We start from the raw sequence: 26,017 nt of genomic DNA, 5'->3' as shown, positions 1-26,017 counted from the left end.
AAAGGAAGGCGTGATGGATGTGGAGAAAAGGAAACTAGGACTTTCAAATTTACAAGTTTCAAAATTAGGACTCGGCTGTATGTCACTGGGGACGGATGAGCAAAAAGCCACTAAGATAATCGAAGCAGCATTGGACGAGGGAGTTAATTATTTTGACACAGCTGATTTATACGAATATGGTGTGAATGAAAAACTTGTCGGAAAAACTCTTTCAAGCATACGCGATCAAGTAGTTATTGCTACAAAAGTGGGCAATCGTTGGGGCGAAGATAAAGATGGTTGGGAATGGGACCCTTCTAAAACTTATATAAAAAAAGCTGTCAAAGATAGCCTCCATCGTCTAAACACAGACTATATTGATTTATATCAACTTCACGGAGGTACGATTGATGACCCAATTGAAGAAACAATTGAAGCATTTGAAGAACTGCGTTCAGAGGGGCTAATTAAATATTATGGCATCTCTTCTATTCGCCCTAATGTTATTCGCAAGTTTGTCGAGGATTCATCACTTGTCAGTGTCATGATGCAATATAGTTTGCTCGACCGTCGTCCAGAAGAAACTTTAAAGCTATTAAATAAAAATAATATCAGTGTCGTCACAAGAGGTTCTGTCGCCAAAGGGTTATTAAGTGATAAAATGCTCGAAATCATGGATACAGGTAAATTACTTGAAGAAGATTATCTTGAATATAATGGAGCGGATATAAAAGATTTACTGCAAAGTATTCGATCCAAATTGTTAGTAGGCTCACGAACAATAAACGAAATCGCCTTGCAATTCAATCTGTCTAACAATGCCGTCGCATCTGTTGTAACTGGCGCCAGCTCTGTTGAACAAATACAGGATAATGCGCGTGCAGTAAACGCTTCACCTCTAACGGATGATGAAATTACTTTTTTAAAAATGATTACAAAAGCAACCACATATAATCAACACCAATGATCATGTAATTTTATTATTTAAATTCAAGTGTTCTAAATATGAAACAAGCCTTCGTTATATGGTATAATTTTTCTTAAGGAAGGTGACATTTTGCATGATTGGCGAACGAATACAAGAATATCGAAAACAAAAAAATATGTCCTTATCAGAATTAGCTGATAAAGCAGGGGTTGCAAAATCTTATTTAAGTTCAATTGAACGTAAGATCCAATCAAATCCCTCCATACAATTTTTAGAAAAAATTTCATCGGTATTGGGCATCCCTGTGAACTACTTACTTCACGGTGAAACAGATAATGAAAACAATGAGCAACTTGATCAAGATTGGGAATTACTCGTTCGTGAGGCGATGGCTTCCGGCGTCTCCAAACAAGAATTCCGTGAATTTCTCGAATTTAATAAATGGAAAATAGAAAACAAATAAAAAAACGTTATATGACTTAAGTCATATAACGTTTTTTTATTTGTTTAGAAAATTTATGATACCAGTTGTTTTATATTGCTACAGCCGAACAAATACAAGGTAAGCGTAAGGTTAAAGCAAACCTAGGTCTTTAACACGCTTTTTTTCGAGAAATTGCCTAATTTCTTCCTTAGCAATCCCTAAATTTTTCGCCTCAATTATTAGCCACATCCACTCCTTATCCATCCCCTTCATACTCACCTTTGTCTCAATCACGCTCTTCCCCCCAAAATACAAATCGTATTTAAGGCAATCCAGCCATCTTAGTATTTTACAATCAATACCTTAGACCTGTGACTTTGCGTCCCCATCTTTCAACGAGTTTGCCTTTTTCTATGCCTGGCGAACCACATAATTACTCCCATACATGTATCTTACAGTTTAATTTTGCTTTTCTTGTTATAATTTGTCGGTTCAATAAAAAATTTACACAAGCTTTTTAGGGTAAACACGACATAATCTTATGTATTCTAACTTTATAAAACTGTTATAGTTTTGCATTTTTCAATACATTAGTCATGTTTTCAACATTAGGATAATCAGACTCACTAAATTGATTAATCACTTGATTCACATCATAATCTACTCTTACAATTGACGTTTGTATACCATCACCATTAATGTCAATGATAGAATACGAGGACTTATTCACTCCATCGAATGGTAATCCTACACTACCTATATTGATTAGACATTTACCATTTATATACCTAATATAAGGTTTGTGAATATGAGCATATATGTATACATTAGCTTCACGGGTCATTAATTTCTTGCTCAAACTATCATCACTTTCGAACGGCTGAATGACTTCAAATAAACTATTTGGGGTTGCATGGAAGGTATGAAAATTAACTCCTTCCACTTCAAACGTTAATTCCGTTGGGAGGCTTCCTAAATATTTGATACTATCCTCATCTAAATGCGAAAAAGTCCACTCACGTTCTTCCGTCATTATCCCTAGAGCCTGATCTGGTACCTCTCCTTTTTCTATTCCCCGAACCACCCATTCATCTGCGTTTCCTTTAATAACTTTACAGTTTAGAGATCTAACTAAATTAAGCGAACGCTGTGGTTCAGGCCCACGGAAACTAATGTCACCTAGAACATATATTTTATCCACATTTCTCTCTTTCATATCCCGTATGACTGCATCTAAAGCAATAGCATTGCCATGGATATCTGAGATAAAAGCAAGTTTCATTAAAAAATCCTCCTTTCATTTCTCATAATATAATTTTCGTTTGAATCAAATTGATTAACTCTCTAACCAATGGTAAAATTCTAAAAAACAACACTCCTCCTTTTTTTAGGAGGAAGAATCCTTTTCACTTTTGCATTGTTTTATTATTATTTTTAATGTCTTTTGAAGTCAATTTTAACTTAGCGTTATATAATTTATTATCTTGCACTTGATAAGCTGGTGCATTTGTGCCGGCATTAGAAGTGTCCACACCGATGACAGAGCTTTTAGTATAGAGATCATTCCCTATAATCTTCACCCCAAATACATCAGTAGGTTTCGGCTTCCCGTATGGGCCAATTTTAATAAGTGGAAATTTGCTAACGCTACTTTTTGCTGAAACTATACTATCCAACAGTTCAAAATTTTTGCTCCCTGAAACATAGACGGCAGCCCCATATCCAATGTTTTCTGTAATTTCTAGTTTAGAGTTTTTAACAGAGACATTCGGTTTCCCATATATACTATTGATTGTCAGCAGGTTTTCCTTATCCTTTAAAATACAATCATCTAATACGTATGTACCAACACGATTAATCTCCAGACCACCTGCCTCGAAGGAACATTGGTTATACGTACCTGCAGGTAGAATGGTCCCTTGCCGATCACTGTCTATCACTGTGAGCCGTTCATAGACACTTTGGCTGTTCCCCGTTCCGAGAATGAGACCCTTACCTTTCGTTTTTGCTTTAATTTCCACATCTTTTAAATCTACTGCTTGGTCCCCAATATATAGAATTCCAGGTTGAACACCATTATGTTCAATACTTAAATTAGATATCTTTTGGTCCACTTCATTTCCTGCGCTTAAGCTTACATCTACTAATAAGGAATTACTAAAAATGATATTTTTTCCAAGGAGTTTTACCCTACCATTCTTGAATTGATTACCATCTGCTTTTGCATTCTCCGCATATAAGGTTAATCCTGAGCCAATGAAATTGTTATTGTTTACAACTACTTCTCCCCTAAAACCTTTATGTGCATGTACACCGATGCCTTCTTCCATATTTTGTTCAAATTGGTTATCTTCTATCGTTACATTCTCTCCATAAGCAAGAACAATTTGAATTTTATTGTCAGTAAAAGTATTTCCTGTAATGATTGTGTTTTTCCCTGGAAAAAAACCTGGTTCAATATCAATACCACTTTGTGGGGCAGTTCCATTCGTATGATGAATATGATTGTTAATAATTTGCACCCCATCCGAACCAACCAAGCTAATACCTTGCCTTCGATTGTATCCAATATCAGAGTTCATAATTGTAACATTTTTTGAAACGTCAACAGTCATTCGATTCACTTTAACTTTTTTAATTGACGGAGCTTCAAAAACAGCGTGAAAAAAGTCAGCTTCATTTGGGATTATCGACTCACCCGAATAGAATTTTATTTGTTTATCCGCTTTGATAAAACTTCCATCTTTTCGATAATAATATACATCTACCTTACTTCCATCTGTAATTCCTTCCGGAAGCCAGAAATGAATATTCTTAAATGTTTCGTATGCAGGATCCTCAAAATGGGTGACTTCTCGATTTTTGGTACGAATCTTTCCTTCGGCTTTTACAGGTTGTCCTTTTTCGTTAAAATCCCCTAACTCTAAAGATGTCTCTTCAATAGTTGACCCCGTCACATTGGTTCCGCTCACAAAAATCCCATCACCTGTAAACTCTTTCGTATTCACCCCGTCAATTACTACATTCTCGGCACCAATGATTTCAATGCCATTTCCCCATTCATGTGTCCCTCCAGTATCTGGACCCTTTTTTGAGTAATCATGATGATTACGATCCCCTAGAAAAGTTCCCCCTTTGATCGTAACATTCTTTACATCTGGACCAATATAAAGGACAGAATAAATTTCAAATTCATTGGCCTCTTTTTGCAGGATCGTCTTTTCATTCAAATGTAAATCCATGTCACTAACCATATTGATTCTTGATTCAGAATCTCTTTGTTTTGTCCCTTTGGCAATAAGATATGTCCCGTCCGGAATGTTAAATGTTTTATAACCTTGTTCCTTCGCCCATACAAGCGCGGAATTGATACCTTTAGTCGTTTCTAGCGGATGAGTCCCATCGTTATGTACACCCCATCTACTTAGATCCAGCTCATAGACTGGAGTTTTCATAGTACTTTTTGTATCCGGCATTAATACAGCTGTCGTTTTAAAAGCAGTATTAACCAGAAACACTACTCCGATCATAGACACTAACACTGCCGATATAATAATCCACTTTTTCATCACATCATATCACTCCCTAAATAAAAAGATTTTCATCATCAGTAATGTTTAATCTTTATTTATTAAAATACAGGGGAAATGGGATTTCGGGGTTAAAAACGTATTTAGAATATTCATGATACCTAGGGTTTTGTCGTGTCTTACATAGAACGATATATTGGGCTTAGAATACTATTTTCATTGCATAACCCAACAAATAAATAACTTTCTAAAAATGCTCCTTTTAGATAGAAGGTTATCGTAGGAGGTTTATCACCCCTCACTTAGCTTGTTCTTAAACAACACTTTTATTGTTATTTCATCGTGCATAATATTGTCTGCATCGAGAGTAACTGGTATAAGAGATGTGCTAGTTCGATAAACGATTCACCTTTTTGCATCGTATTTTAAACTTAATAAAGAATCATCCGTTCTTAATAAAGAATTGCACATTGTTAATATATAGTCTTTTTGGTTTAGAGTCAATAAGTGCTTTATTAATATAATTGCATATTCTGGAGGCTAATTTACTTGCATTAATAATTTCTAATCAGAGTATAGCCCTTACTTTCAGATAATTATTGAATATTATTCTAATAAGGGGATTCTTCAAATTAAAAAATGAATGGGGTAATTTAATGATGATAAAGAAAACTATAATTCGGATAACAAAACACTGTTTGTGCACAGGAAGTGATCTTTTATGTCCATAGGTTCTTATTTAGTTGAATTGAGCCGTTGGAATATTAAAAATGACGCAACTGATTCTATTAATACATCGAAAGGATTAAATGATGCCTTAACATGGGCGTCTCTAGAGGGATACTCAGAAGTCATCTTGCCAGATGGCACCTATTTAATTGATGAAAATAACCCAATCCAACCCCAAAGTTATATGACATTCAATTTAGGCGGTGCTACGTTAAGAATTAGGGATAATAACCTGCCTAAATATGCAATTATCTTATTCCACCAAAAACAGCAATATTCAAGAATTACTAACGGTAAGATTGAAGGCGATCGATATACTCATAGTTATACAGGTGATCATGTTCATGCATTCGGTGTTGGCGTGGAGCTAAGATATGGAGTTCAATATATTACTCTTGATAATTTGGAAATATTTAATACAATTGGCGATGCCATTTTAGGTATTACCTCATACGGGAGTATTAGTGGTAATCCTTACAAACTTGCAGGTAATTTAGAATCCGGAGGCATTAATACCTCCAATGGGACATTAACCACTAATAAAAATCGTATTCGCTCAAAAGTAAATATACCGATGGTCAAGCAAATAACAAATCTTGGTTATTTCGGTCTGTACGGTAGTAGTTTCGGAAGCATAGGTAATGACATATCGACAAACACTTTTGATGTAATCTTTTATAAAAGTAATGATACTTTTTTATCTTCAGTGACAGACCTTCATTTCTTTGATGAAATAGAAGTTCCAATAGATGCTAGCTATGCAAAAGTCGTATTACACCAAGCTACCATTCCTTCTTATGCAGGAAATACAATACTGGTCCGAACTCCCGAGTTTCCAAAACATGTATATATAAAACAATGCAATCTACATCATTGTCGGAGATTAGGAATAGCGATTTGTGGAATTAAGCATATCTATGTAAGCGGATGCGAAATACATCATATTAGTGGGGTAGCACCGCAAGGAGCGATAGATATTGAAGATGGGTATGATATCAATCAATATATTTTTATTGATGGGAATAACATTTACGGAAATGAAAATTACAATATTATCGCTGTAGCAGGAAAGCATATTACCATTACGAACAACAAAATTCAATCCGGAATTTTTGCAATTAATGCTGGAGTCGATAAATCGATTGTTGACAAAAATTTTTTTCATGATTCTGTCTCTCTCCTTGCAGGCGATACACTATTTTCTAATAACCACCTATATGACTGCAGAATACGCCTTCTAGGAACTACGCAAGCTTCTATAGATCATTGCATTTTCCATAATAGTCCAATCAACTTTGTTAAGCAAAAGTCCTATGTAGTACAAATTAGCAATTGTAAGTTCTATTATGACAATGATTTTTATACGGCCTCCACAAATCCTGGTGCCCCGCTCATATTTAGCGCTGAACCTCAAAGCATTTCAAACTCTACCTTTGAAGGTAGTGGAGTAGAAGCATTTACTGTAGTGCCAGAGGGAGCACATGATTGGATTTTAAACGGAGTCTCGTTCATTAACATTAAGCATAAAGAAAATCGAATTACAAGATTACCCCCTGGTGTGTATAATGGATGCAGGTTCATTAATAGTGGTAGACTAGGTGATATATTTAAAGGGGTAAATGCTAAATATGATTTCAATAATTGCTATTTTGAATGGGACGATCTAAGTCTATTTTACTTAGGCGAAGGTACAATGGTTGATTTCTTCAAAATAAGCAATAGTTTTTTTAAAAATCCAACTGGCTCAGATTCGGCTCTATTTATAAATGGAAATTGGGGAAGTTTTCACCTTTCTGAAAATACATTCTCCTTTCCAAATGGAAATAAAAATCCAATCATTGATATTCGCAATACCACAGTTGCTGACCTCATTCGTATTAGCGGCAATACCTTTATGTCAAATACCTTGGTAACAGCGGTAAAAGCCGATAAATCTCCAAATATCCCAGTAATTTTTAAAGATAACTACCTACAAAAGGCAAATATAGAACTGAATAATACTCATATAAAGTTCGATAATATAATTAACAATATCCATATACCTTAATACTTTACTAAGGCATACTATCTTATCGATTGTCTTAATAATTGCAAATATTACTTAATTTAACTACCTCCAACAAATCTGTTACTGCCCCGGATCAGAGAGATTTATATGTTATTATTTTAACATGATGACTTTCGTCTGTAACATCAGTTATCCCCAAAACACGATGAAAATATAGATAATTAAATTAAAGTAACACCAATGAAATATCCCTACCTTCAATAAAACTTGGAAAAAGGTCTAAGAAATAAAACGATTCCTCCATTTTTGGTCGAGCCGCTATAATATGCAATATTAAGTAAGCTATTTAATACAAGGTAAAACGGTTAATATATCATACCAAAGATCCTCTATCCTACTCTTATATTAATGTTGGTCAATAAAGTTAAAAAAATTAGCAAAGTACATTAAGGATAATTGATACTTTTCAACCTTATTTGCAATATATATTCCACAAAAAGATATATAACAAATAGAGTTGAATAATGATCAAACCAAATTTCAAAATAATAATATTCCATAAACACATTTTTTAAAACTACGGTCAATATCGATTTTATATCTAAAATGGTAGATGCGGTAGCTTAAAAAATAAGGTTTATCTGAAATATATATTTAATATATTTCAGATAAACCTTATTAGGAGAGGGTTAGTGAAGAAACATCTCATTATATCAAAGCTAAACATTGCAAACTAAATATAATGCCTAAATAAAATTGCTAGGCAAGCTTTAGGCCCTAGATAAATCCATTAAAACTGGATTTTTCTTTTAGATAGTTTCTTTTTTCTATAAGTAACAATCCCTTCCCAATAGATTATCTGAGAAATTTTACGGAGCTATGGTCCCATTGTACATCTACATATTATATGACTTTTTAACAAACAGTTTATTTTTAATCTTTTTCATAATGTCTAATAAATACTTGAATTCTTCAGAATTCCTAAATAAGAAATACACAATTATATTCAGGATGCTTACACACAGAATACATCTTAGTGCAAAATTTACAAACTTCTGATGAAGGAATATATTACTAGCGAGCAAATCAGTAACAAATGAAGCAAAAACCACAATAAATGTAAATAAAATATATTTAACGAAATGTATTCCTACAGACTTTTGAAATACATATTTAAAAATGACGTACGGATCGTACCAAAAATAAGTACAAAGCCTACTGATAACAGTGCCTAAAAAAACACCGGCAATTCCTATTTGTTTCGCAAGAATGATTGAAACAACTATATTTATTCCTGCTGCTAATATAGGTCTGTATTTCCCTTTTTTAAATAAGCCTGTAGTTTCCCTAAAAGTGGTAGAGGCATTCTGCATACCGGCAGTAAAAAAATTTAATACTATCGCAAAAACTACAAATTTATTAAATACATATTGTTCACCAAGCCATATTGTGATAAATGGATTTAACAAATTCCATAGACAAACTGTGCAGAATCCAAAAATCCAAAAATTCAAAAAGTTAATTACTCGAAAAATAAAGTACTTCTTATCAAGACTTTCAGTAACAACCAAATTTCCAACACTTGCAGTAACAGAATAAAACACATATCCCAGTAATGTAGATAATGTAGTAATAATTAATAGATAATTTGAGTAAATCCCTACATATGTAATGCCAATAAATAGAGAGATTACAATATTATCCGTTCCATTAATTACAACACCACTTATTTTATACAAAAATAGGGAATATAGGTTTTCATAAAACAGTTTACTATCCTTTTTAGATAGCTTTGCAGTATTTTTTTCTTTTAAGAATGGATATAATCTGGTAGCTTTTTTTGCAATATAAGCATTTTCAATTATTCTAAACACTAATTGCATACTTAGTACTACTATATAATTTCCTACTGAAAGCAAAATTATAATTTGCACAAAATTCGAGATAATAATAAATACGCTGTGAATTTTTGAAATAATATGATTGCGTTGATCTGCTATTATAATAGACTGTTTGTATACAAAATAATAAGAAGAAGCAGATTGGATCAAGAATAACATATAAATAATGTGTATATGTTCAATATTAGTAGACCCATTCATAATGTAGGGAAGAAACGGTATCAGTAACAAACCTATTAGTAAAACAATGAACCCTATGATTCTATATGCCTTTTTATACAGGTTCATCAGAGCCTGTATTTTGTACTTATCCTTTTCAGCTAAAGGCCTATACAAACTGTAAACCATTGCAGTATCAAACCCTAAGTTAGCAAGTGATAACATAATTAATATACTAGAAAAAAGACCGTCTACTCCCAAATATTCAATACCCAGCGTATAGATAAACACCGTACGGACGATGAAACTCATGATCATACTAATAAATTGTCCTGATAATCCAAAGAACATATTCATTACTGAATTTTGTATTCTCATAGTATTCCCAGCCTTACCTATTTTCAGCAATCATTTTTTTTATTCCTATACTAATCCTTCTTTTTACAATTGGTAGAAACTTAGTTACCCTATATTTTAATAATGATTTTTTTCTCTCTTTGACAAAATTATAATGTAAAAACCATCTTAGCAAATCCTGATATAAGATATTATGTTGATTTTCCTCCATTCTGCTTTTGGCCAAATTCCACTGCATCACCCTAGCTGGAGTAAAGTATTTTACATTTTCCTCCAAAAAGCTTTGCACATGTATTGATAAATCTTCCGGAATATTAAATCCAAAATTACTAGGATTTTTACCTTCAGCGACGATCCCTAAAATAGTCCTTACGCATTTCTCACAGTTACAGCAATTCTCCTCTTTTCGGAAGCACACTCTGAGATTTGCTAATTCTTTCATTTTCGAATAGTAATCGACTACTATTTTTACTTTATCCTGCCTATTAATCTCATATCCATCATGAAATACTTTACCCGATGCAAATCTAATATTATTGTCTACTGTTGGATCTGATGCACATTTTGCTTTATAACCCTCGAAGTAGGAACTTGCTATATAAATACACTCAACCTTAAATTTAAACGCAGTTGGAATAGCAGCAGTAATAATTGCTAAGCCATGATGAAGACCATGCCACCACGAATCTCCTAATTTTCTCTGAAAATCGCTGTCTATTCTTTGCGCTTTTATAAAGGTTCCATAATTTGAATGTATTAAAATATTTTCTAACTCATTCCGAATAGCAAAACCAACAACATTGGTTTTATCCTTTTCCCACACTGCATTCTCTTCCGTCTTTTCTTTATGCCAACCATATTCTGTTATCAATAATGGATTTTTTTCTTTTATTCTAATATATGTAGCAAGCGCATCTAGTCCTCCGCTAAATAACTGTGCGGCTTCATATTGCGGAATATAAGAATTACAAACGATATTTTCAACAATTATTTTCCCTTTAAAAGAAACATTGGGATACATATTTTGGTAAGCCTTTTTTATCTTACTTAGGCAATCATAGAATGATTTATCCAATTCATTAACCTTTATTGTTGAATCAGTAATCCAAGCAAGAGGAGCTATATTGGCAACAAATGGTATGGCTAAAATGCTTTTAGGAAGACTAGAAATATTATGATTATATTCAAAAAACAAATAATTTTTCTTGTTAAAATATTTTTGTATTTTCCCTTCTATACTAAAATAATAGTCTATCTTATTTTTATTTATATTCATTTTATCAAGCACAATACTCCTCATCTTACACCTCTTAAACAATTAATTTTGAACATGACTTTTTGTTCTGAATTGATCAAACCACTTATTTACTGCGTTAAAATCCACTTGAACCTCTGTTTTGATTTCTGAGTTAATCATCACATCAAGATTATCAAGATCTTTTCTATCAATGATATTCAAATTGTATGTTTCATTCATTCCATGTGCTCTCTCATCAATCCCTATAATGATTGATCGTTTTTTTTGTCGCATTGCAAAAATCCCTCCATGCAGGCGGGTTCCAATATAATCAATATCGGTATTTAGTATTGTTTCATAATCATCGATAGTTGGTGGTACAATCTGAATATTTTCTGTATGTTTTAGATTCCTCAAATAAACAAGGTCATCTGAATCTTGGACCCAAAAGTAGACATTTTTATAATTCTTATTTAGTGTATCTATTAAAAGTTGATCGCTTTTAATATCCTTAGCATGATGAGTTAGTGTAAATATAACCGATTCTGATTTATGGACAGGTATTTCCTTACAAAATTCCGGTGTCAAAGACCACATTGTTGCGCACCCAGTATTTATTGATTTAAATCCCATTTCGCTTAAAATTTTTTTTGTTCTCTCATCCCGAACACTGTGGTAATATTCCTGGGATAAAACCTTACGATATAGTATTTTGGTATAAGTATTTACCTTATTCCCTTTTCCAGCCCCAACCCCTACCAAAATACTTCCTTTTAATGGACCATAGTTAAATATATTAATATTCCACTGAGGAAAATGAGTCAGCATATCCATTGTTAATAAGTTGGATCCACCGACAAATTTATATTTTGCCTCACTATAAATTTTAACCCTATTCGATCTTCTTGCTACCTGATACCAGTGAAATGGAGATACATGGGTTGGTAATGTTAAGAGATATGAACTTTTGGTGATTTCCGCTAGTTGATACCTCACACATTTCATTATGATGTCATCCCCTTTGTTGAGGGAACCAACCGATGTATCTAACAACAACATATTTTCCAATATTTGTACCTCCCAAAAAAACATTTAGCATATCTGAATCATTTTATTTTCATGGTGACTATTTTCATTCAAGAGATAAGTTCTGTTTATGTTCATATTTGTTTACGTTAATTGACTCTTACTACTGTTTATTTTGCCACTTAATAAATTCAAGCAACGTTTTAAATTCTTTAATTTCTTCTTTTTTGATCCCTGATTCTTTTAATTCATTTACAAGATCAATCCATTCCGCATCAAGCTGAGGTAGTTTGGTTTCGTTAGCCGATTCTGGATCTATTAGCGTTTTAAGGTCTACTTCTAAAACAGAGGCTATTTTTTCTATCACATTTATAGAAGGATTCTTATTCACATCCCTTTCAATATTACTTACATATGATTTGGCTATACCAGCCCGATTTGCAAGCTCTGTTATTGTCAGTCCCTTTTTTTTTCGTATTTTACATATATTTTTCCCTATCATTTATATACCTCTTTATCCATTTAGGATAGACTCCCTAAACCCTTTGGTTTAATTCATCTTTAATACAATCGATCACCCTCATTAAATTTTCCTCAGTCATATTGCTACCAGAAGGCAGGCATATGCCAGTCATGAATAATTGTTCCGATACATTAAGATGTTCTTGATGTGGAAAGTATTTCATCCCCTTAAATAGTGGCTGCAAATGCAGGGGCTTCCAAACTGGGCGAGCTTCAATATTTGCCTTCACTAGCGCCTGTAATAGAACATCGGTAGATACCCCCGTTTTACTCTCATCAATTGTTAAAGCTGTAAGCCAGCGATTAGACATTGTATTTTTCAATTCAGGCATAAAGTGAATACCGGGCATGTGAGATAATTCCTGATAGTAACGTAAAAAAATGGATCTTCTAGATATAATTCGTTCTTCCAATACTTCAAGCTGTGCTCTTCCCATCCCTGCTAAAATATTACTCATTCGATAATTAAACCCAACCTTACTATGTTGATAATGAGGTGCAGGATCTTTAGATTGCGTGGCTAGAAAGCGTGCCTTTTGTAAAGCGACTGTATCATTTGATACGAGCATTCCACCTCCTGATGTAGTAATAATTTTATTGCCATTAAATGAAAACACACCAAGTTTTCCTAAGCTGCCACTTTGCTTTCCTTTATAACTAGATCCGATTGACTCAGCCGCATCCTCTATTATTGGTACGTCATATTGATTACATATGGAAGTTATTTCATCCATTTTGGCACTTTGACCATATAAATGAACAATGATAACCGCTTTCGGCAAGATTCCTGCAAATGCAGCCTCTTCGAAAGCTTTTGCAAGTGCTTGTGGGGACATATTCCAGGTTTCCGGCTCGGAATCGATAAAAACTGGTTCCGCACCTTGATAGAGGATAGGATTAGCACTTGCTACAAACGTCAAGCTCGAACAAAAAACAATGTCTCCCGTTTTTATTTCTAATAAAGAAAGAGCTAAATGAATTGCCGCAGTACCTGAACTAACTGCGACAGCTCCTTTAGCTCCTACGTAACTTGCTATTTCTACTTCAAAAGCATCTACGTTCGGGCCAAGTGGCGCAATCCAATTCGTATCGATCGCTTCTTGCATATATTTCATTTCATTACCTGATAAATGAGGTGGTGAAAGAAAAATTCTATCTTTCTTAGCTATCTCAATCATTTAAACACCCTCTATCAGTTGATTATTTTTTACTATTGCTGGCACGCCTACCGCGGTACAAAAAGGAGGGATGGAATGAATGACTGTTGCACCTGCTCCGATAACTGACCATTTTCCGATTTTCATTTTAGGGATAATAGTCGCCCCAGCCCCAACCTGCACACCATCCTCAATTTTGACCCCACCAGTTAAAGTTGCATTAGGAGAGATATGAACAAAATCTCCTAATTGGTTATCATGTTCAATAACGGAAGCTGTATTGATAATCGCATGTTCCCCAATCTGGGTATCAGCGTTAATTACTGAATGAGCCATAACAACTGACCCGCCGCCTATTTTTGCGCTTGTACTGATGATTGCGGTTGGGTGTATGAGTGTTACATAACTGACATTGGTAAGTTTTAATTGATTAACAATCAAACTTCTAAGTTTATTATTTCCGATTGCAATAATAAACTTCACTTCATTAAACATGTCATTAATTATTTCTGCAGCAAATATGGGTCCAAAAAATATATCTTCTTTCCTTGATAATTCCTCATATTTATCATCCAAATAAGCAACAATTTTAAGTTTACTATGCAAAGAAATAAGATCTTGAATGACTTTACTATGACCGCCTTTTCCTATGATAGCTATTTTCATCCATGTCCCTCTTTTACTGTAGACTTTGTTCCAGTAAAGCTTTCCATTGTAGTACTTCCCGGTTGATTTATTCCGACTGATAAAATCACCTTTTTTATTGTTAATAATAAAATCTTTAAATCAAGAAGTAGAGATTGATGTTGCACATACCAAATATCTAATTCAAATTTTCGTTCCCAACTTATCGCATTCCGTCCATTCACCTGTGCCCAACCGGTTATTCCTGGTCTAACTAAATGACGTTTGGATTGTTCTTCTGTGTACAGTGGCAAGTAATCCATTAATAAGGGGCGAGGTCCTACTAAACTTAAATCTCCCTTAATCACATTTATTAGTTGAGGCAATTCATCTAAACTACTCTTTCGCAAGAATACCCCAAAAGCAGTAAGACGTAATTTGTCTGGAAGTAGATTTCCTTGCTGATCCCTGTGATCCGTCATTGTGCGAAATTTGTATAAATAAAATGGTCTAGCTAGTAATCCAGGACGTTGTTGCTTAAATAAGATTGGACCACCTAATATTACTTTGATTAATAATCCGGTGATCAACAAAAGTGGGAAAAATAAGATTAATAAAAAGATGGAACAGATAATATCTAAGAGTCTTTTCACTCATTTTCCACTCCTAGGCTAATAGTTTAATTCTTTTGCATTCTCAGCTTCGTTTACCAGTTCAACAGGAAAATCCCCGCTAAATGTAAATAAGCGGGGATTACCTGAACTTAATATATTTGTTTTCTCATCGTAACCATTTGGATTATTGAATTGCCATCTCCAGGAATCTGTACACATTTCTTCAATTCCCTTTTCGGCAGTCCAACCAAGTTCTATTATTGCTTTAGCAGGATCCGCGTAACAAACGGCAATGTCACCAGAACGCGGACCAGTTATTTTATACGGTATATTTCTTTCTGATACCTTCTCAAAAGCAGCGATCATTTCTAATACACTATATCCTTTTCCAGTTCCAAGGTTGTACGCCTCTATACCAGGTTTTTCAGTTACTTTTTCAAGCGCTTTTAAATGTCCCTTAGCCAGATCAACTACATGAATATAGTCTCTTACACCCGTACCATCAAACGTTGGATAACTATTACCATAGACGTTTAATTCTTTTAATTTACCCACAGCCACTTGAGTAATATAGGGCATTAAATTATTAGGGATGCCGTTAGGTGCCTCACCTATAAGACCGGTTTCATGGGCTCCAACTGGATTAAAATACCTTAAAAGCGCAATACTCCAACTTTGATCAGATTCATACAGATCACGTAAGATTTCCTCAATCATCAGTTTAGATCTTCCATACGGACTCATTGCAGTTAAATGTGCGTTTTCATTAATCGGAATGGATTCTGGCACACCATATACAGTAGCTGATGAGCTAAAAACTAAATTTTTCACATTATATTTCTTCATTACATTACATAATCTTACCGTGCTAATAATATTAAACTCATAGTACAAAAGTGGGGTATGAACAGATTCGCCAACCGACTTTAATCCTGCTAAATGAATAACTGCATCAATGGTGTTATCCGTAAATAATTTCTCCAACTTCTCCTCATCTAACAAATCCATTTCGTATACTATAAAACTTTTGCCAGTAATCTCGCTCACGCGCTTTAATGACTGCGGTTTACTATTGATATAATTATCCACGACAATAATTTCAAAACCTGCACTTAATAATTCTACACATGTATGACTGCCAATATAGCCGGCTCCACCCGTAATAAGTATAGCCAAGTAAGATCAACCCCTTAAGCTTCCATTAATTGATATAGTTTTTCTACTTCCAGCTCGTTTCCATAATCTTTTTTACTAATATTAGATATTAAGCCTTCTTTTAACTGCCTATCCTCTATTAATCTCTGAGTACCCGTGACGATACCATCTATACTAAGCGGCGTGATTAGCGCGTCAAATTCATCACATGCTTGGCTTTTTGCAGTTGGAAAATTGGTTATGACGACTGGTTTTTCCAAAATCTGTGCCTCACGAATCGTTACTGCCTTCCCTTCATATCTTGATGGCTGAACATAAATATTACATGCTTTTATATATGGATAGGGGTTCACCTTTTTACCTAGTAGAATAAAGCAATCTTGAAGAGCTAATTCATCGATTAATTTCTTTAAAGTATCTTCAAGAGGACCATATCCAACTACATACCATGCAATATCGTACCCTAGATCAATCAATTTTTTACAAGCCCTTATTGCTAGATCTAAACCTTTTGCATGTGAAAGCCGTCCTACTGTTACTAAAGTGGTTTTTGTGGGCGACTTTTTAATTTCTACTGGCACCTCTAAGTTTGCTTGCTCTTTAATAAAAGTAGGAGATAGAATATTTTCGATTACTAAAGTCTTTTCTTTGAAATCCGGATATTCTTTCAAAAAGGTTTGTGAACACTCATCCGAAACAGCGACGATATGATCTAATTTATTCCACATCCGACTTTCAATGTTCTTATTAACATCAATATTTGAGTAATCTGTATGAATCCAGCCAATTTTTTTCTTCGCTTTTACTTTCCTGCCTATAAAGTGATGCGGCCACAAGAAACCTATGGCCACATCGTATTCTTTATTCAATTTTGGTAAAAAAGGACTTGTCATCTCCCATCCATATTGGATGTTTAAGTATCCAGGTTCATCAATATTTTTTATTTTTCCGTGGAAATAACTAATTGATTTTGCTAATGCCCTTGAAACCCCTAACTGATAATATCCTTCCTTTGTGATCTGACTAATTGATTTTCGAAAAGTAGTGTATTTCGGTACCTCAGCTAACAAATGCGGTTCTAAAGGTAAATATGGGAAAAATTCTCCTTCATGCTTAAAAAGCATTAAATCTACATCGTATTTGCTATAGTCAAACTGATTTAATAAACCAATTAAACTACGCTCCACACCGCCAATTGCCAAATCAAAGGAGGTGATTAATATTTTTTTCTTCATTCCAGAATTACCTCACTATTCAGCTTTGAGTAACTTCAATGTTGCGAATTCCGTATAATCTTAACCAATCGTTCAAATTACTCTGAATATTAAATCCGAGTTGCGATATATTATTTATTATGAAGTGCGTATTTGGCTTATCAATTAATAGGGAGGTTTTAATGCCTTCACACCATAGATCGATATGTTCATTGAGATGAAGGTATTTTACTAACCCTAGCCCCATATCCGTACTTTTAGGAACTGACGTTGCGGCAACACAAGGAGTCCCAGAACTTTGCGCTTCTAGCATGACAATACCGAAGCCTTCAAATAAAGATGGGAATAGAAAAACATCGAAAGCGTTCATCAATCTAGGGATATCAGTTCTCACCCCTAAAAACCTAATATGTCCCAATAGCCCTAACTGTTCAGCTTCTACTTCCATTTTTTCTCTTAAAGGCCCTTCCCCAACTAGGATAGCTACAAATCTTGAATCTTCCTCCACTAGCTTTTTTAAAACCTTTATAATGAACAGTTGATTTTTTGATTCTGAAAAACGGCCGACATGGCCAATGACCTTTGTATCTTCAGATAAATGAAGTTCCTTTAGCACACTTTTTCTATTGTTTGGTTCCGTTTCAATATAATCATTTATATCAATTCCGTTTTTTAGAATACTTACTTTGCTTGTTCCAAATATAAAGTTTGCTGCTTCTTCACTGCAGCTACAAAGCTTTGTTGCTGAATACTTAATTATCGCTTGTAGCCCCTTTAACATGAGCTTATCTTTAAAACCATGCTGTTTTAGCCAATTATTACTATGCGAATGGCAAATTCTATTTTCTATGCCGCACATTTTTGCCGCTAATGCTGGAATACCACTTTGGTAATCCGTATGAGCATGGATTGCAACATATCCACTATCAGACATGATAGCCATCAACTTTTTCATATAATGAAAAGGGCCGATAGTTCCGAGGCTGGGGATATTATATATTTTCCCACCCATTTCCTTAATTTCTTGGTCATAGTCTTCAATGTCATAACTATGAGTAATAAAGTCAAATTGAACTTCTTTACGGTCGATGTTTCGGTAAATATTCATGATTAATGTTTCGGCTCCTCCTCTCCCCATTGAACTTACAATGTGGAGGACCCTTTTAGGAAGATTTACTTTTACCATTTCCTTCCCCCTATTATCAATTAAGCCTTGGCGGGAATTGCCTCCAGATTTTATCGAGTTCTCTCGATAAACTTCCTTTAAGAATCTTTGACAATCGCCGGAGGCTTTCCAGCTTGCACTCCCACTGAATGAGGTAAATCTTATTCATCTTTCCACTTAGAAATGAGGGACCTCTGCTGAATAATGTTAAAATAAATGCTCGAGAAAGTCATTTTTATAAAGAATATTTAATGTAATTACATTTTCGTAAAAGTAATACAATCCATAACAAATAAGTAACGCATAGTATACAAATCTTTGATCTCTTTTACTGAATAGTTTGATGATCCAGGATATGAGAATTAATTGGTATAAACTAAAGTAAATGGCAAATCTTGCGAATATCCAGTTTTGCGTGGAAATGAGCATAAAAATAAAGCCGATAAGAGCCATATTAACGATATAATCACTGCTAGGGAATATTACCCTAAATTTCTCTCTGCCAAGAAAAGCGATTATAAGTGGTACAGCATCTTCAGCAACACGAACAACGCTTGCTCCGCCTTCATTAAAATTTGAATATTGTCCATACTGTGTATCCTCGATAGCAGAAAATAAAAGTGCTGAAAACTGATCAAAACCAATTACTATTGCGATTGAGAAAAAGAGCAAAATATAAGTTGCATTAGACCATGCTTTATATCTAACTAAGAAAAAGATCGGAATCAGAATTAATGCACTTTGATGGAACAAGGAGGCAAAAATAACAACCGTGAAATATTTGGCCCAACTCCCATTCATTAAGTATTTCGTCGCGGTAAAAATAATAGCTGCAGCCAGCACCTGCCTAATACCATTCATTGAAACCAAAAATAGGCCACCTGTAATATAAACATAAGTACTTAGCTCAAACATCCTTGAATATTTAAATAAAACCGAAATGATCAAAATATTAGTGATCAGAGCGGAAGTAAAAATCATGATTTGCGGATCATCTGAATATTTCTTTAAGAGCATTTGTAGCAATCCAAAACCAATATCTTTTTGTGAAATAATAAATTCCCATGTAAATTCATTGATCTCGTATATATGTTTATAAAAATAAGTATCTCCAATATTATTTCTAAAACCAGAAATAATAACTAGTGACAGTAGAGCACCAAATACTAAGGTTTTATTTGGTTTAATTGTAGATATCGAACCCGATGCTAATATCGGAGTGGAAAAATATCTAGCAAAAAAGGATAGTATAAATACAATGAAAAGATTTAACCATAGAAAGGTCATATTATTTCCTCTCCTATAAATAAAGACAACTTATATAATTCGCTTAACCTTGTGAGACTCTTGTTTTTAATAAAATATAAAAATATAGTATTATGCCAAATGGAATAGCTATAATAGTCAATGCTTTACTCGGGTTTTCTTTTAAGAAATTTTTATTATTCATTAATAAGCTACTAGACACAAAATGTATTGCCTGCCTAAATTTATACGCTAGACCTGCAAAAGGTAACTTCATCAATTCTTTTCGATAAAATGCGAAACCTTTTGGATTTTTTCTGTATTGATTAAACATATTTAATGATGAACCATCTTGAAGGTATTCCACGCAACATAATACTTCATTTAAAAGCAACATTTCATATTCTTTATCCAACATATAATATTTGTAGGCCAATCCTACATATTTTTCGTTTTGAAAAATTGGGTATCGATGTTGTTTCGTTAATTCTGATCGATAAACGAGTTTTTTATCACCTGTAACGCCATGTTCGTTATAGAGATGGAACAATGTTGAACTTTTCAATGTCTCCGGTAATCTTGTGCCGATCACTTCATTATTCGTGTTTGCATCTAATCCAATTAAACCACTCACTTTTTCACTACCGTATTTTCTCCAAAAATGATTGATCTTTTCTACAGCATCCTTTGGCATATAATCATCAGAATCGATACAAACATTTAACTCAGTATCAATTAATTCATACGCGGTGTTGTGCGCACCATGCATACCAACATTTTCTTGCCAAACATATCTGATTTCAATCTTCTTTTCTTGGAGCCACTCATCCACTAATTGTTTTGTGCTATCTGTTGAACCATCATCAACTATAAGCCAGACAAAATCTTTACTTGTTTGGCGTATTAAACTTTGGTAACAATTATCCAAGCAAAAGGCTCGATTATAAGTTGGAGTAAATATCGTTAATAACTTCATTATTTCACCCCGAAATAGTTAAGTAAAAATCTTCTATTTTATTTGCGGTAGCTGCAATATCATACCCTTTGTTAGAAAAAGCAACTTGTTCACTTTTTCTTTCCATTTGACTGGCTGTTATTCTTTTCATCTTATTTATCCATGCTTCTGTATTATTAAGAGGCGCATAATTAACTAGGTTCATTCCTAAATCGACTTCTGTGGATACACAATCTGATATGAGACAAGGTAAGCCCGCTCCCTGTGCCTCTATTAATGCTACCGGTAACCCCTCGTGCAAGGATGGAAATACAAATATATCTAGCCCTTGAAGGATGCGATTTATATCACTGCGTACCCCTAGAAATCTAATCTTCTTTTCTAAGCCTAGTTTTCGTACCTTTTCTTCTATTGTAGGGCGCAACGGACCATCACCTATTAATAATAAAACAGCATTTTCTCTCACTTTATTAAATTCCGCGAATAAATCAATGAGATAGGTATGATTCTTTTGATGTGCAAATCTACCAACATGCCCAAGAATGAAGGTTTGATCATCTAGCATTAACTCTGCTCTTATCTGTTTTCTAACTTCATTGGAAAAGGAAAACCTATCATATTCAATGCCATTTTTTAAAATATGGCTGGTGCTTGATTTCTTTTGAAAAAGCCATATGGCAGCATCATTCGAACACGCAAATAAAGTCGTAGAATTGGGAATAATAAATTTTCCTACTAACCACTTGTATATTCTTGCAGCTAATCCTCCTTCACTTTGCGTATTATGACTATGTGATATTCGAACTGGAATACCTGCCTTTCTAGCCGATCTAAGCACCATTCCACTCATCTTATCTAAATGGGAGTGAATAATTGGATAGCTTTTATGGGTATCAAAAAATTGATTTAATGCTTTTAAATACTTTATATGCCCTACATCTGAAACATAAGGAATTCGATGAATCTTTCCTCCCTTATTTAGTATTTCTTCATCAAAAGCTCCAGCTTTACATGTTAAGAAATCGAATTGAACCTTCCTGCGATCGATATTCCGATACAAGTTCATAATAAGTGTCTCGGCTCCACCACGATTCATATTGACAACAACATGTAATATTCTTAATGGATTGCCCACTGATTTTCCTCCATCTCATCCATTACTTCTTTATACATAATGCTTTTTTCTTCTAGAATCTTTAATAAGCTATATTTGCTTACAATGATATGTCTACTTTGTGAACCAAACTGATCTCTTAAAGCTTTATTTACTGCAAGAATAGCAATCTTTTCAGAAAGCTGGATCGAATCATTGCTAATAAGCCAGCCATTATTACTATCAGAAATAAGTTCCCTATGACCTCTATTATCAGTAGCTATAACTGGTAAACCACATGCCATAGCTTCCATGATGTTTACCGGTAATCCTTCACGTAAACTCGATGCCACAGCAAGATCACTCATCTTTAATAATAATTCTACATCTTTACGATAGCCTAAAAAATCGATCATTTCTGCGACTTTTAGCTTGATTGCTAGTTTTTTGCTATCTTCCAATAACGGACCATCCCCTGCAAAAATTAGCTTCGTATTAGGTATTTGCTCTTTGATTAAAGCTAATGCCTCAATGATCATTTGTTGGTTTTTATTTTTATTAAATTCAGCTGCATAAAACAGTAAAAAAGCATCATTATCATAATGATACTTGACCCTTAATTTTAATTTGTCTTCTTTATTTACAGGCGTAAATTGCTCCGTATTTACTCCTACTCCATGGATATGTGCAATTTTATTTGCTTTAAATTGATGGTTTACCGCTAGCACAAAGTCCTCTTCATTAATCGTAATTAAACAGTCAGTATATTTTGCCAGCCACTTTTCGATCGGATAATAAATCAGCCAATTTAGAATTGGTGCATTTTTACAAAAATGAAATCCGTGTGCAGTATAGATTACTTTCGTCCCTTCATTCCTTGCCTTTCGAGCTGCTAATCTAGTTAAAACACCCCCTATTGGTGTATGACAATGAATAATATTATATTGATTCTTTTCTATAATTGTTTTCAATTCATTATAGGCATCCAAGTTTTTCCTTTTAAAAGGTGATCTGTGGATAGGTATGTCATATTTTCTATTTACATATGGTAATTCCATCTTTCCTGATGCAGCTACATGTACTTCCCAACCTTGCTCCTTAAACCATTTTAAATACGGTAAGTGAAAAGCATTAAAATGATAATCAACCGTTGCACAAAACAACACCTTTTTTCTCATCGCTCTCACCTATCTGATTAGTTCTCTCTCAAGTACAGAGGATAGATAATCTAGTAAGTCTTTCCTTAACTCATCTCTTTGTAAAGCGAATTCAATCGTCGTTTGAATAAAGCCCATTTTTTCACCAACATCATGGCGAACTCCTTCAAAATCATAAGCATAAACAGCTTCATAAAGATTTAGTCGAGCGATTGCATCTGTTAGCTGGATTTCTCCTCCAGCTCCTGGCTTTTGCTCATTCAATATCTCAAATATTCTAGAATTAAGAATATATCTGCCCATAATAGCTAGATTGGAAGGTGCTTCTGCTTGTATTGGTTTTTCTACGAGATGATTGACACTATACAATCGATTTCCAATTGCATTTCCGTCAATAATTCCATATCTTGACACATCGCTTTCCGGAACAGATTGAACTCCAAGTATCGATGCATTGTATCTCTCATACTGCTCTATCATTTGCTTTAGACAAGGCTTTTTGGCTTGAACAATATCGTCACCAAGTAGAACAGCAAATGGTTCATCGCCAATAAATTTACGTGCACACCAAACCGCATGCCCCAAGCCTTTTGGTTCTTTTTGACGAATATAATGGATATCAACCATCTTTGATGACTTTTGTACTTTATCTAATAAATCATACTTCCCTTTTTCCATTAAGCTTTGCTCTAATTCAAAAGAATGATCAAAATGATCTTCAATCGCTCTCTTTCCTTTTCCTGTCACAATAATAATATCTTCGATTCCTGATTCAATCGCTTCTTCCACAATGTATTGAATCGTCGGTTTATCAACAATCGGTAACATTTCTTTTGGCATCGCTTTGGTCGCTGGGAGAAATCTCGTTCCTAAACCCGCAGCTGGAATAATTGCTTTTCTTACGTTCATCACTTTTCCACCTCCTTTATCCCGAAACTGACATTGCTCGTTCTGGTATCAAATTTCCTTTATTATTCGCCAAATGGAGAAGTGTTTCCCTTAATACTTTCCTATCTATAATCGAGAATGTTAATAAAAGCTCTTCTATTTCACGTAAATAAAGCTCCGATGCTTTTCCGATATAAATGTTTGGAAATACATGTTGTTTATGAACTTCATTTTGATTGAGTAATTCTTCAAATAGCTTTTCGCCTTGCCTAATCCCAGTAAATTCAATTCCAATATCATCAATAGAATGGCCTGATAACTTGATTAAATTTCTAGCCAAGTCAACAATTTTTACCGGGTCACCCATATCTAATACAAAGATTTCTCCCCCTCTAGCTAGTGCTCCAGCTTGAATGACTAATCTGGAAGCTTCAGGAATAGTCATAAAATAGCGAAGCATGTCTGGATGGGTAACTGTAAGTGGCCCGCCTTTTTTTATTTGTTTTTTAAATAATGGGATGACACTGCCTTGACTACCTAAAACATTGCCAAACCTAACTGCAACAAATTTTGTTCTGCTTTTTTTGTTCATATGTTGAATAATCATTTCAGCCAGCCTCTTGGTTGCCCCCATGACGCTTGTGGGATTCACAGCTTTATCCGTTGAGATCATGACAAATGTTTCTACCCCATGCCAACTTGCGGCTTCTGCGACATTTTTCGTTCCGATTACATTATTTTTAACGGCTTCTTCTGGATTGTACTCCATCAACGGTACATGTTTATGAGCTGCAGCGTGGTACACGACATGAGGATGATGCCGATTCATTACATCCATCATTTTCTTAGCATCTTGAATATCCGCAATTTCAGTTGGGAATTCCATGTCTGCATGCCCGAACTTTTCATGTAATTCCATTTCAATCTCATAAATGTCATTCTCACTATGGCCTAATAACACTAGTTTCTGTGGGTGAAATTTAGATATTTGGCGGCAAATTTCTGAACCTATGGAACCTCCTGCACCTGTTACCAATACAATTTTATTCGTTATAGAATCTGAAATACTTTCAATATCTAATTCTATTGGCTTCCTTCCTAAAAGATCTTCTACTTGCACATCACGGAATTGGGTAACAGCGATCTTTCCAGTGATGAGATCCTCTAACATGGGAAGAATTTGCGTCTTTGCTTTGGTTTTTGCACATTCCCGAAAAATGGTGTTTAATTTCTTTTGAGATAATGAAGGAATAGCAATAATTACATTTTCGATGTTATAATTTTGAATGGCATTTTCTATCCGATTTACCCCTCCATACACGGGAAGACCTAGTATATCCAGTTGATGTTTTCTACTATCATCATCAATAAATGCCACCGGCAAAAGGTCTGCATCATTGTTTTTCAGTAATTGTCTGGCTACCATCGTCCCGGCAGATCCCGCCCCAATAATGAGTGTACGTTTTTTATTATCGGTTTTATTCAAAAAGTTATCTCGATATATACGCCAACAAAACCTTGACCCTCCTATGAACAACATATGTAGTAACCAGGTTACTGCAAGCAGTCTAAAGTAAATTTCATTTATTATTAGTAGTTGGGCAAAAACAGCGATTATTATTGATAAAGTGACAACTTTAAAAATAATAATTAATTCTCCTATACTCGCATACTCCCAGGCCTTTTTATAGATTTTAAACATGAATGAAAATATGTGATGACTTATTAAGATAGAGGTAGAAGTAATCATAACTGGTAAAGCAAGGACATGAAAATTAGCGTTTACTAGAAAAAGGCTCAAAAAAATAGCCATTAATATAATACAGGAATCTAAAAAAATAAATAAGTTCAACCTTTGTCGATAAGACATAAAATCCACTCCTCTTTAAAATACCTTGATGAATTAGACAATACGAAAGATCTTAATTATACTGTTTCTATGTCTGGCTT

22 protein-coding genes and 1 riboswitch are annotated in these 26,017 nt (G+C 34.2%); of the genes, 3 read left to right on the top strand and 19 right to left on the bottom strand.

Annotated features, from left to right (window positions below; translation table 11 throughout):
• Positions 1-19: 19 nt before the first annotated feature.
• Complete coding sequence (locus BLE01S_RS04475) at positions 20-946, top strand: aldo/keto reductase (RefSeq protein ID WP_066140883.1); 927 nt, start codon at positions 20-22, stop codon at positions 944-946.
• 94 nt (positions 947-1,040) lie between these two features.
• Positions 1,041-1,370, top strand: a complete 330-nt coding sequence (locus tag BLE01S_RS04470; RefSeq protein ID WP_066137622.1) for a helix-turn-helix domain-containing protein — start codon at positions 1,041-1,043, stop codon at positions 1,368-1,370.
• A gap of 111 nt (positions 1,371-1,481) precedes the next feature.
• On the opposite strand, the gene BLE01S_RS20330 is transcribed toward BLE01S_RS04470, so the two are convergent.
• The 3 genes from BLE01S_RS20330 to BLE01S_RS04460 all read right to left on the bottom strand — a co-directional run bounded on the left by BLE01S_RS20330 (position 1,482) and on the right by BLE01S_RS04460 (position 4,900).
• Positions 1,482-1,625, bottom strand: coding sequence for an anti-repressor SinI family protein (locus BLE01S_RS20330; protein WP_231955916.1), 144 nt, complete (start codon positions 1,623-1,625; stop codon positions 1,482-1,484).
• Between the two features lie 29 nt (positions 1,626-1,654).
• Positions 1,655-1,747: riboswitch (cyclic di-GMP riboswitch) on the bottom strand.
• 149 nt (positions 1,748-1,896) lie between these two features.
• Entirely contained in the window at positions 1,897-2,613 is a 717-nt protein-coding gene (locus tag BLE01S_RS04465; RefSeq protein ID WP_066137618.1) for a metallophosphoesterase family protein, read from the bottom strand.
• 124 nt (positions 2,614-2,737) lie between these two features.
• The gene (locus tag BLE01S_RS04460; protein ID WP_066140880.1) at positions 2,738-4,900 is read right to left on the bottom strand and encodes a right-handed parallel beta-helix repeat-containing protein; all 2,163 of its coding nucleotides are present in this window, start codon (positions 4,898-4,900) and stop codon (positions 2,738-2,740) included.
• A gap of 682 nt (positions 4,901-5,582) precedes the next feature.
• Here BLE01S_RS04460 and BLE01S_RS04455 point away from each other — a divergent pair.
• A complete protein-coding gene (locus BLE01S_RS04455) occupies positions 5,583-7,637 on the top strand; it encodes a right-handed parallel beta-helix repeat-containing protein (protein ID WP_066137613.1) in 2,055 nt (684 codons plus the stop codon).
• 857 nt (positions 7,638-8,494) lie between these two features.
• Here the strand turns inward: BLE01S_RS04455 and BLE01S_RS04450 are convergent.
• The 16 genes from BLE01S_RS04450 to BLE01S_RS04375 form a co-directional block, all read right to left on the bottom strand.
• Positions 8,495-10,036 carry a lipopolysaccharide biosynthesis protein gene (locus BLE01S_RS04450; protein ID WP_066140877.1) on the bottom strand — a complete coding sequence of 514 codons (1,542 nt, stop codon included), beginning with the start codon at positions 10,034-10,036 and terminating at the stop codon, positions 8,495-8,497.
• Positions 10,037-10,049: 13 nt separating this feature from the next.
• Positions 10,050-11,315, bottom strand: a complete 1,266-nt coding sequence (locus BLE01S_RS04445) for a peptidase (RefSeq protein WP_066137611.1) — start codon at positions 11,313-11,315, stop codon at positions 10,050-10,052.
• A gap of 18 nt (positions 11,316-11,333) precedes the next feature.
• Positions 11,334-12,320, bottom strand: a complete 987-nt coding sequence (locus tag BLE01S_RS04440) for a polysaccharide pyruvyl transferase family protein (protein WP_066137607.1) — start codon at positions 12,318-12,320, stop codon at positions 11,334-11,336.
• A gap of 121 nt (positions 12,321-12,441) precedes the next feature.
• Positions 12,442-12,780 (bottom strand): helix-turn-helix domain-containing protein, encoded by a 339-nt coding sequence (locus BLE01S_RS04435; protein WP_066137603.1) that lies wholly within the window; start codon positions 12,778-12,780, stop codon positions 12,442-12,444.
• A gap of 34 nt (positions 12,781-12,814) precedes the next feature.
• Positions 12,815-13,978, bottom strand: a complete 1,164-nt coding sequence (locus BLE01S_RS04430; RefSeq protein WP_066137600.1) for a DegT/DnrJ/EryC1/StrS family aminotransferase — start codon at positions 13,976-13,978, stop codon at positions 12,815-12,817.
• Positions 13,979-14,623, bottom strand: coding sequence for an acetyltransferase (locus tag BLE01S_RS04425; RefSeq protein WP_066137596.1), 645 nt, complete (start codon positions 14,621-14,623; stop codon positions 13,979-13,981).
• On the bottom strand, positions 14,620-15,234 hold the full coding sequence (locus tag BLE01S_RS04420) for a sugar transferase (protein WP_066137594.1): 615 nt from the start codon (positions 15,232-15,234) through the stop codon (positions 14,620-14,622). The genes BLE01S_RS04425 and BLE01S_RS04420 overlap by 4 nt, the downstream gene beginning before the upstream one ends.
• A gap of 18 nt (positions 15,235-15,252) precedes the next feature.
• Positions 15,253-16,371 (bottom strand): UDP-glucose 4-epimerase GalE, encoded by a 1,119-nt coding sequence (gene galE, locus BLE01S_RS04415; protein WP_066137593.1) that lies wholly within the window; start codon positions 16,369-16,371, stop codon positions 15,253-15,255.
• 14 nt (positions 16,372-16,385) lie between these two features.
• Positions 16,386-17,585, bottom strand: a complete 1,200-nt coding sequence (locus BLE01S_RS04410) for a glycosyltransferase (RefSeq protein ID WP_066137591.1) — start codon at positions 17,583-17,585, stop codon at positions 16,386-16,388.
• 19 nt (positions 17,586-17,604) lie between these two features.
• Positions 17,605-18,750, bottom strand: a complete 1,146-nt coding sequence (locus BLE01S_RS04405; protein ID WP_066137589.1) for a glycosyltransferase family 1 protein — start codon at positions 18,748-18,750, stop codon at positions 17,605-17,607.
• 186 nt (positions 18,751-18,936) lie between these two features.
• The gene (locus BLE01S_RS04400) at positions 18,937-20,016 is read right to left on the bottom strand and encodes an EpsG family protein (RefSeq protein ID WP_066137587.1); all 1,080 of its coding nucleotides are present in this window, start codon (positions 20,014-20,016) and stop codon (positions 18,937-18,939) included.
• A gap of 43 nt (positions 20,017-20,059) precedes the next feature.
• Positions 20,060-20,950, bottom strand: a complete 891-nt coding sequence (locus BLE01S_RS04395; RefSeq protein ID WP_066137585.1) for a glycosyltransferase family 2 protein — start codon at positions 20,948-20,950, stop codon at positions 20,060-20,062.
• Between the two features lie 4 nt (positions 20,951-20,954).
• On the bottom strand, positions 20,955-22,064 hold the full coding sequence (locus BLE01S_RS04390; RefSeq protein ID WP_066137583.1) for a glycosyltransferase family 1 protein: 1,110 nt from the start codon (positions 22,062-22,064) through the stop codon (positions 20,955-20,957).
• On the bottom strand, positions 22,049-23,200 hold the full coding sequence (locus BLE01S_RS04385; RefSeq protein WP_066137581.1) for a glycosyltransferase family 4 protein: 1,152 nt from the start codon (positions 23,198-23,200) through the stop codon (positions 22,049-22,051). The genes BLE01S_RS04390 and BLE01S_RS04385 overlap by 16 nt, the downstream gene beginning before the upstream one ends.
• Before the next feature lie 9 nt (positions 23,201-23,209).
• Positions 23,210-24,088 (bottom strand): UTP--glucose-1-phosphate uridylyltransferase GalU, encoded by an 879-nt coding sequence (gene galU, locus BLE01S_RS04380; protein ID WP_066140874.1) that lies wholly within the window; start codon positions 24,086-24,088, stop codon positions 23,210-23,212.
• 16 nt (positions 24,089-24,104) lie between these two features.
• Positions 24,105-25,937, bottom strand: coding sequence for a polysaccharide biosynthesis protein (locus BLE01S_RS04375; protein ID WP_066137579.1), 1,833 nt, complete (start codon positions 25,935-25,937; stop codon positions 24,105-24,107).
• Positions 25,938-26,017 lie beyond the last annotated feature (80 nt).

The organism is Lederbergia lenta NBRC 16444 (genome assembly GCF_001591545.1).
Classification (GTDB): Bacteria; Bacillota; Bacilli; order Bacillales; family Bacillaceae_C; genus Lederbergia; species Lederbergia lenta.
This window is presented reverse-complemented; position numbering and strand designations above follow the sequence as displayed.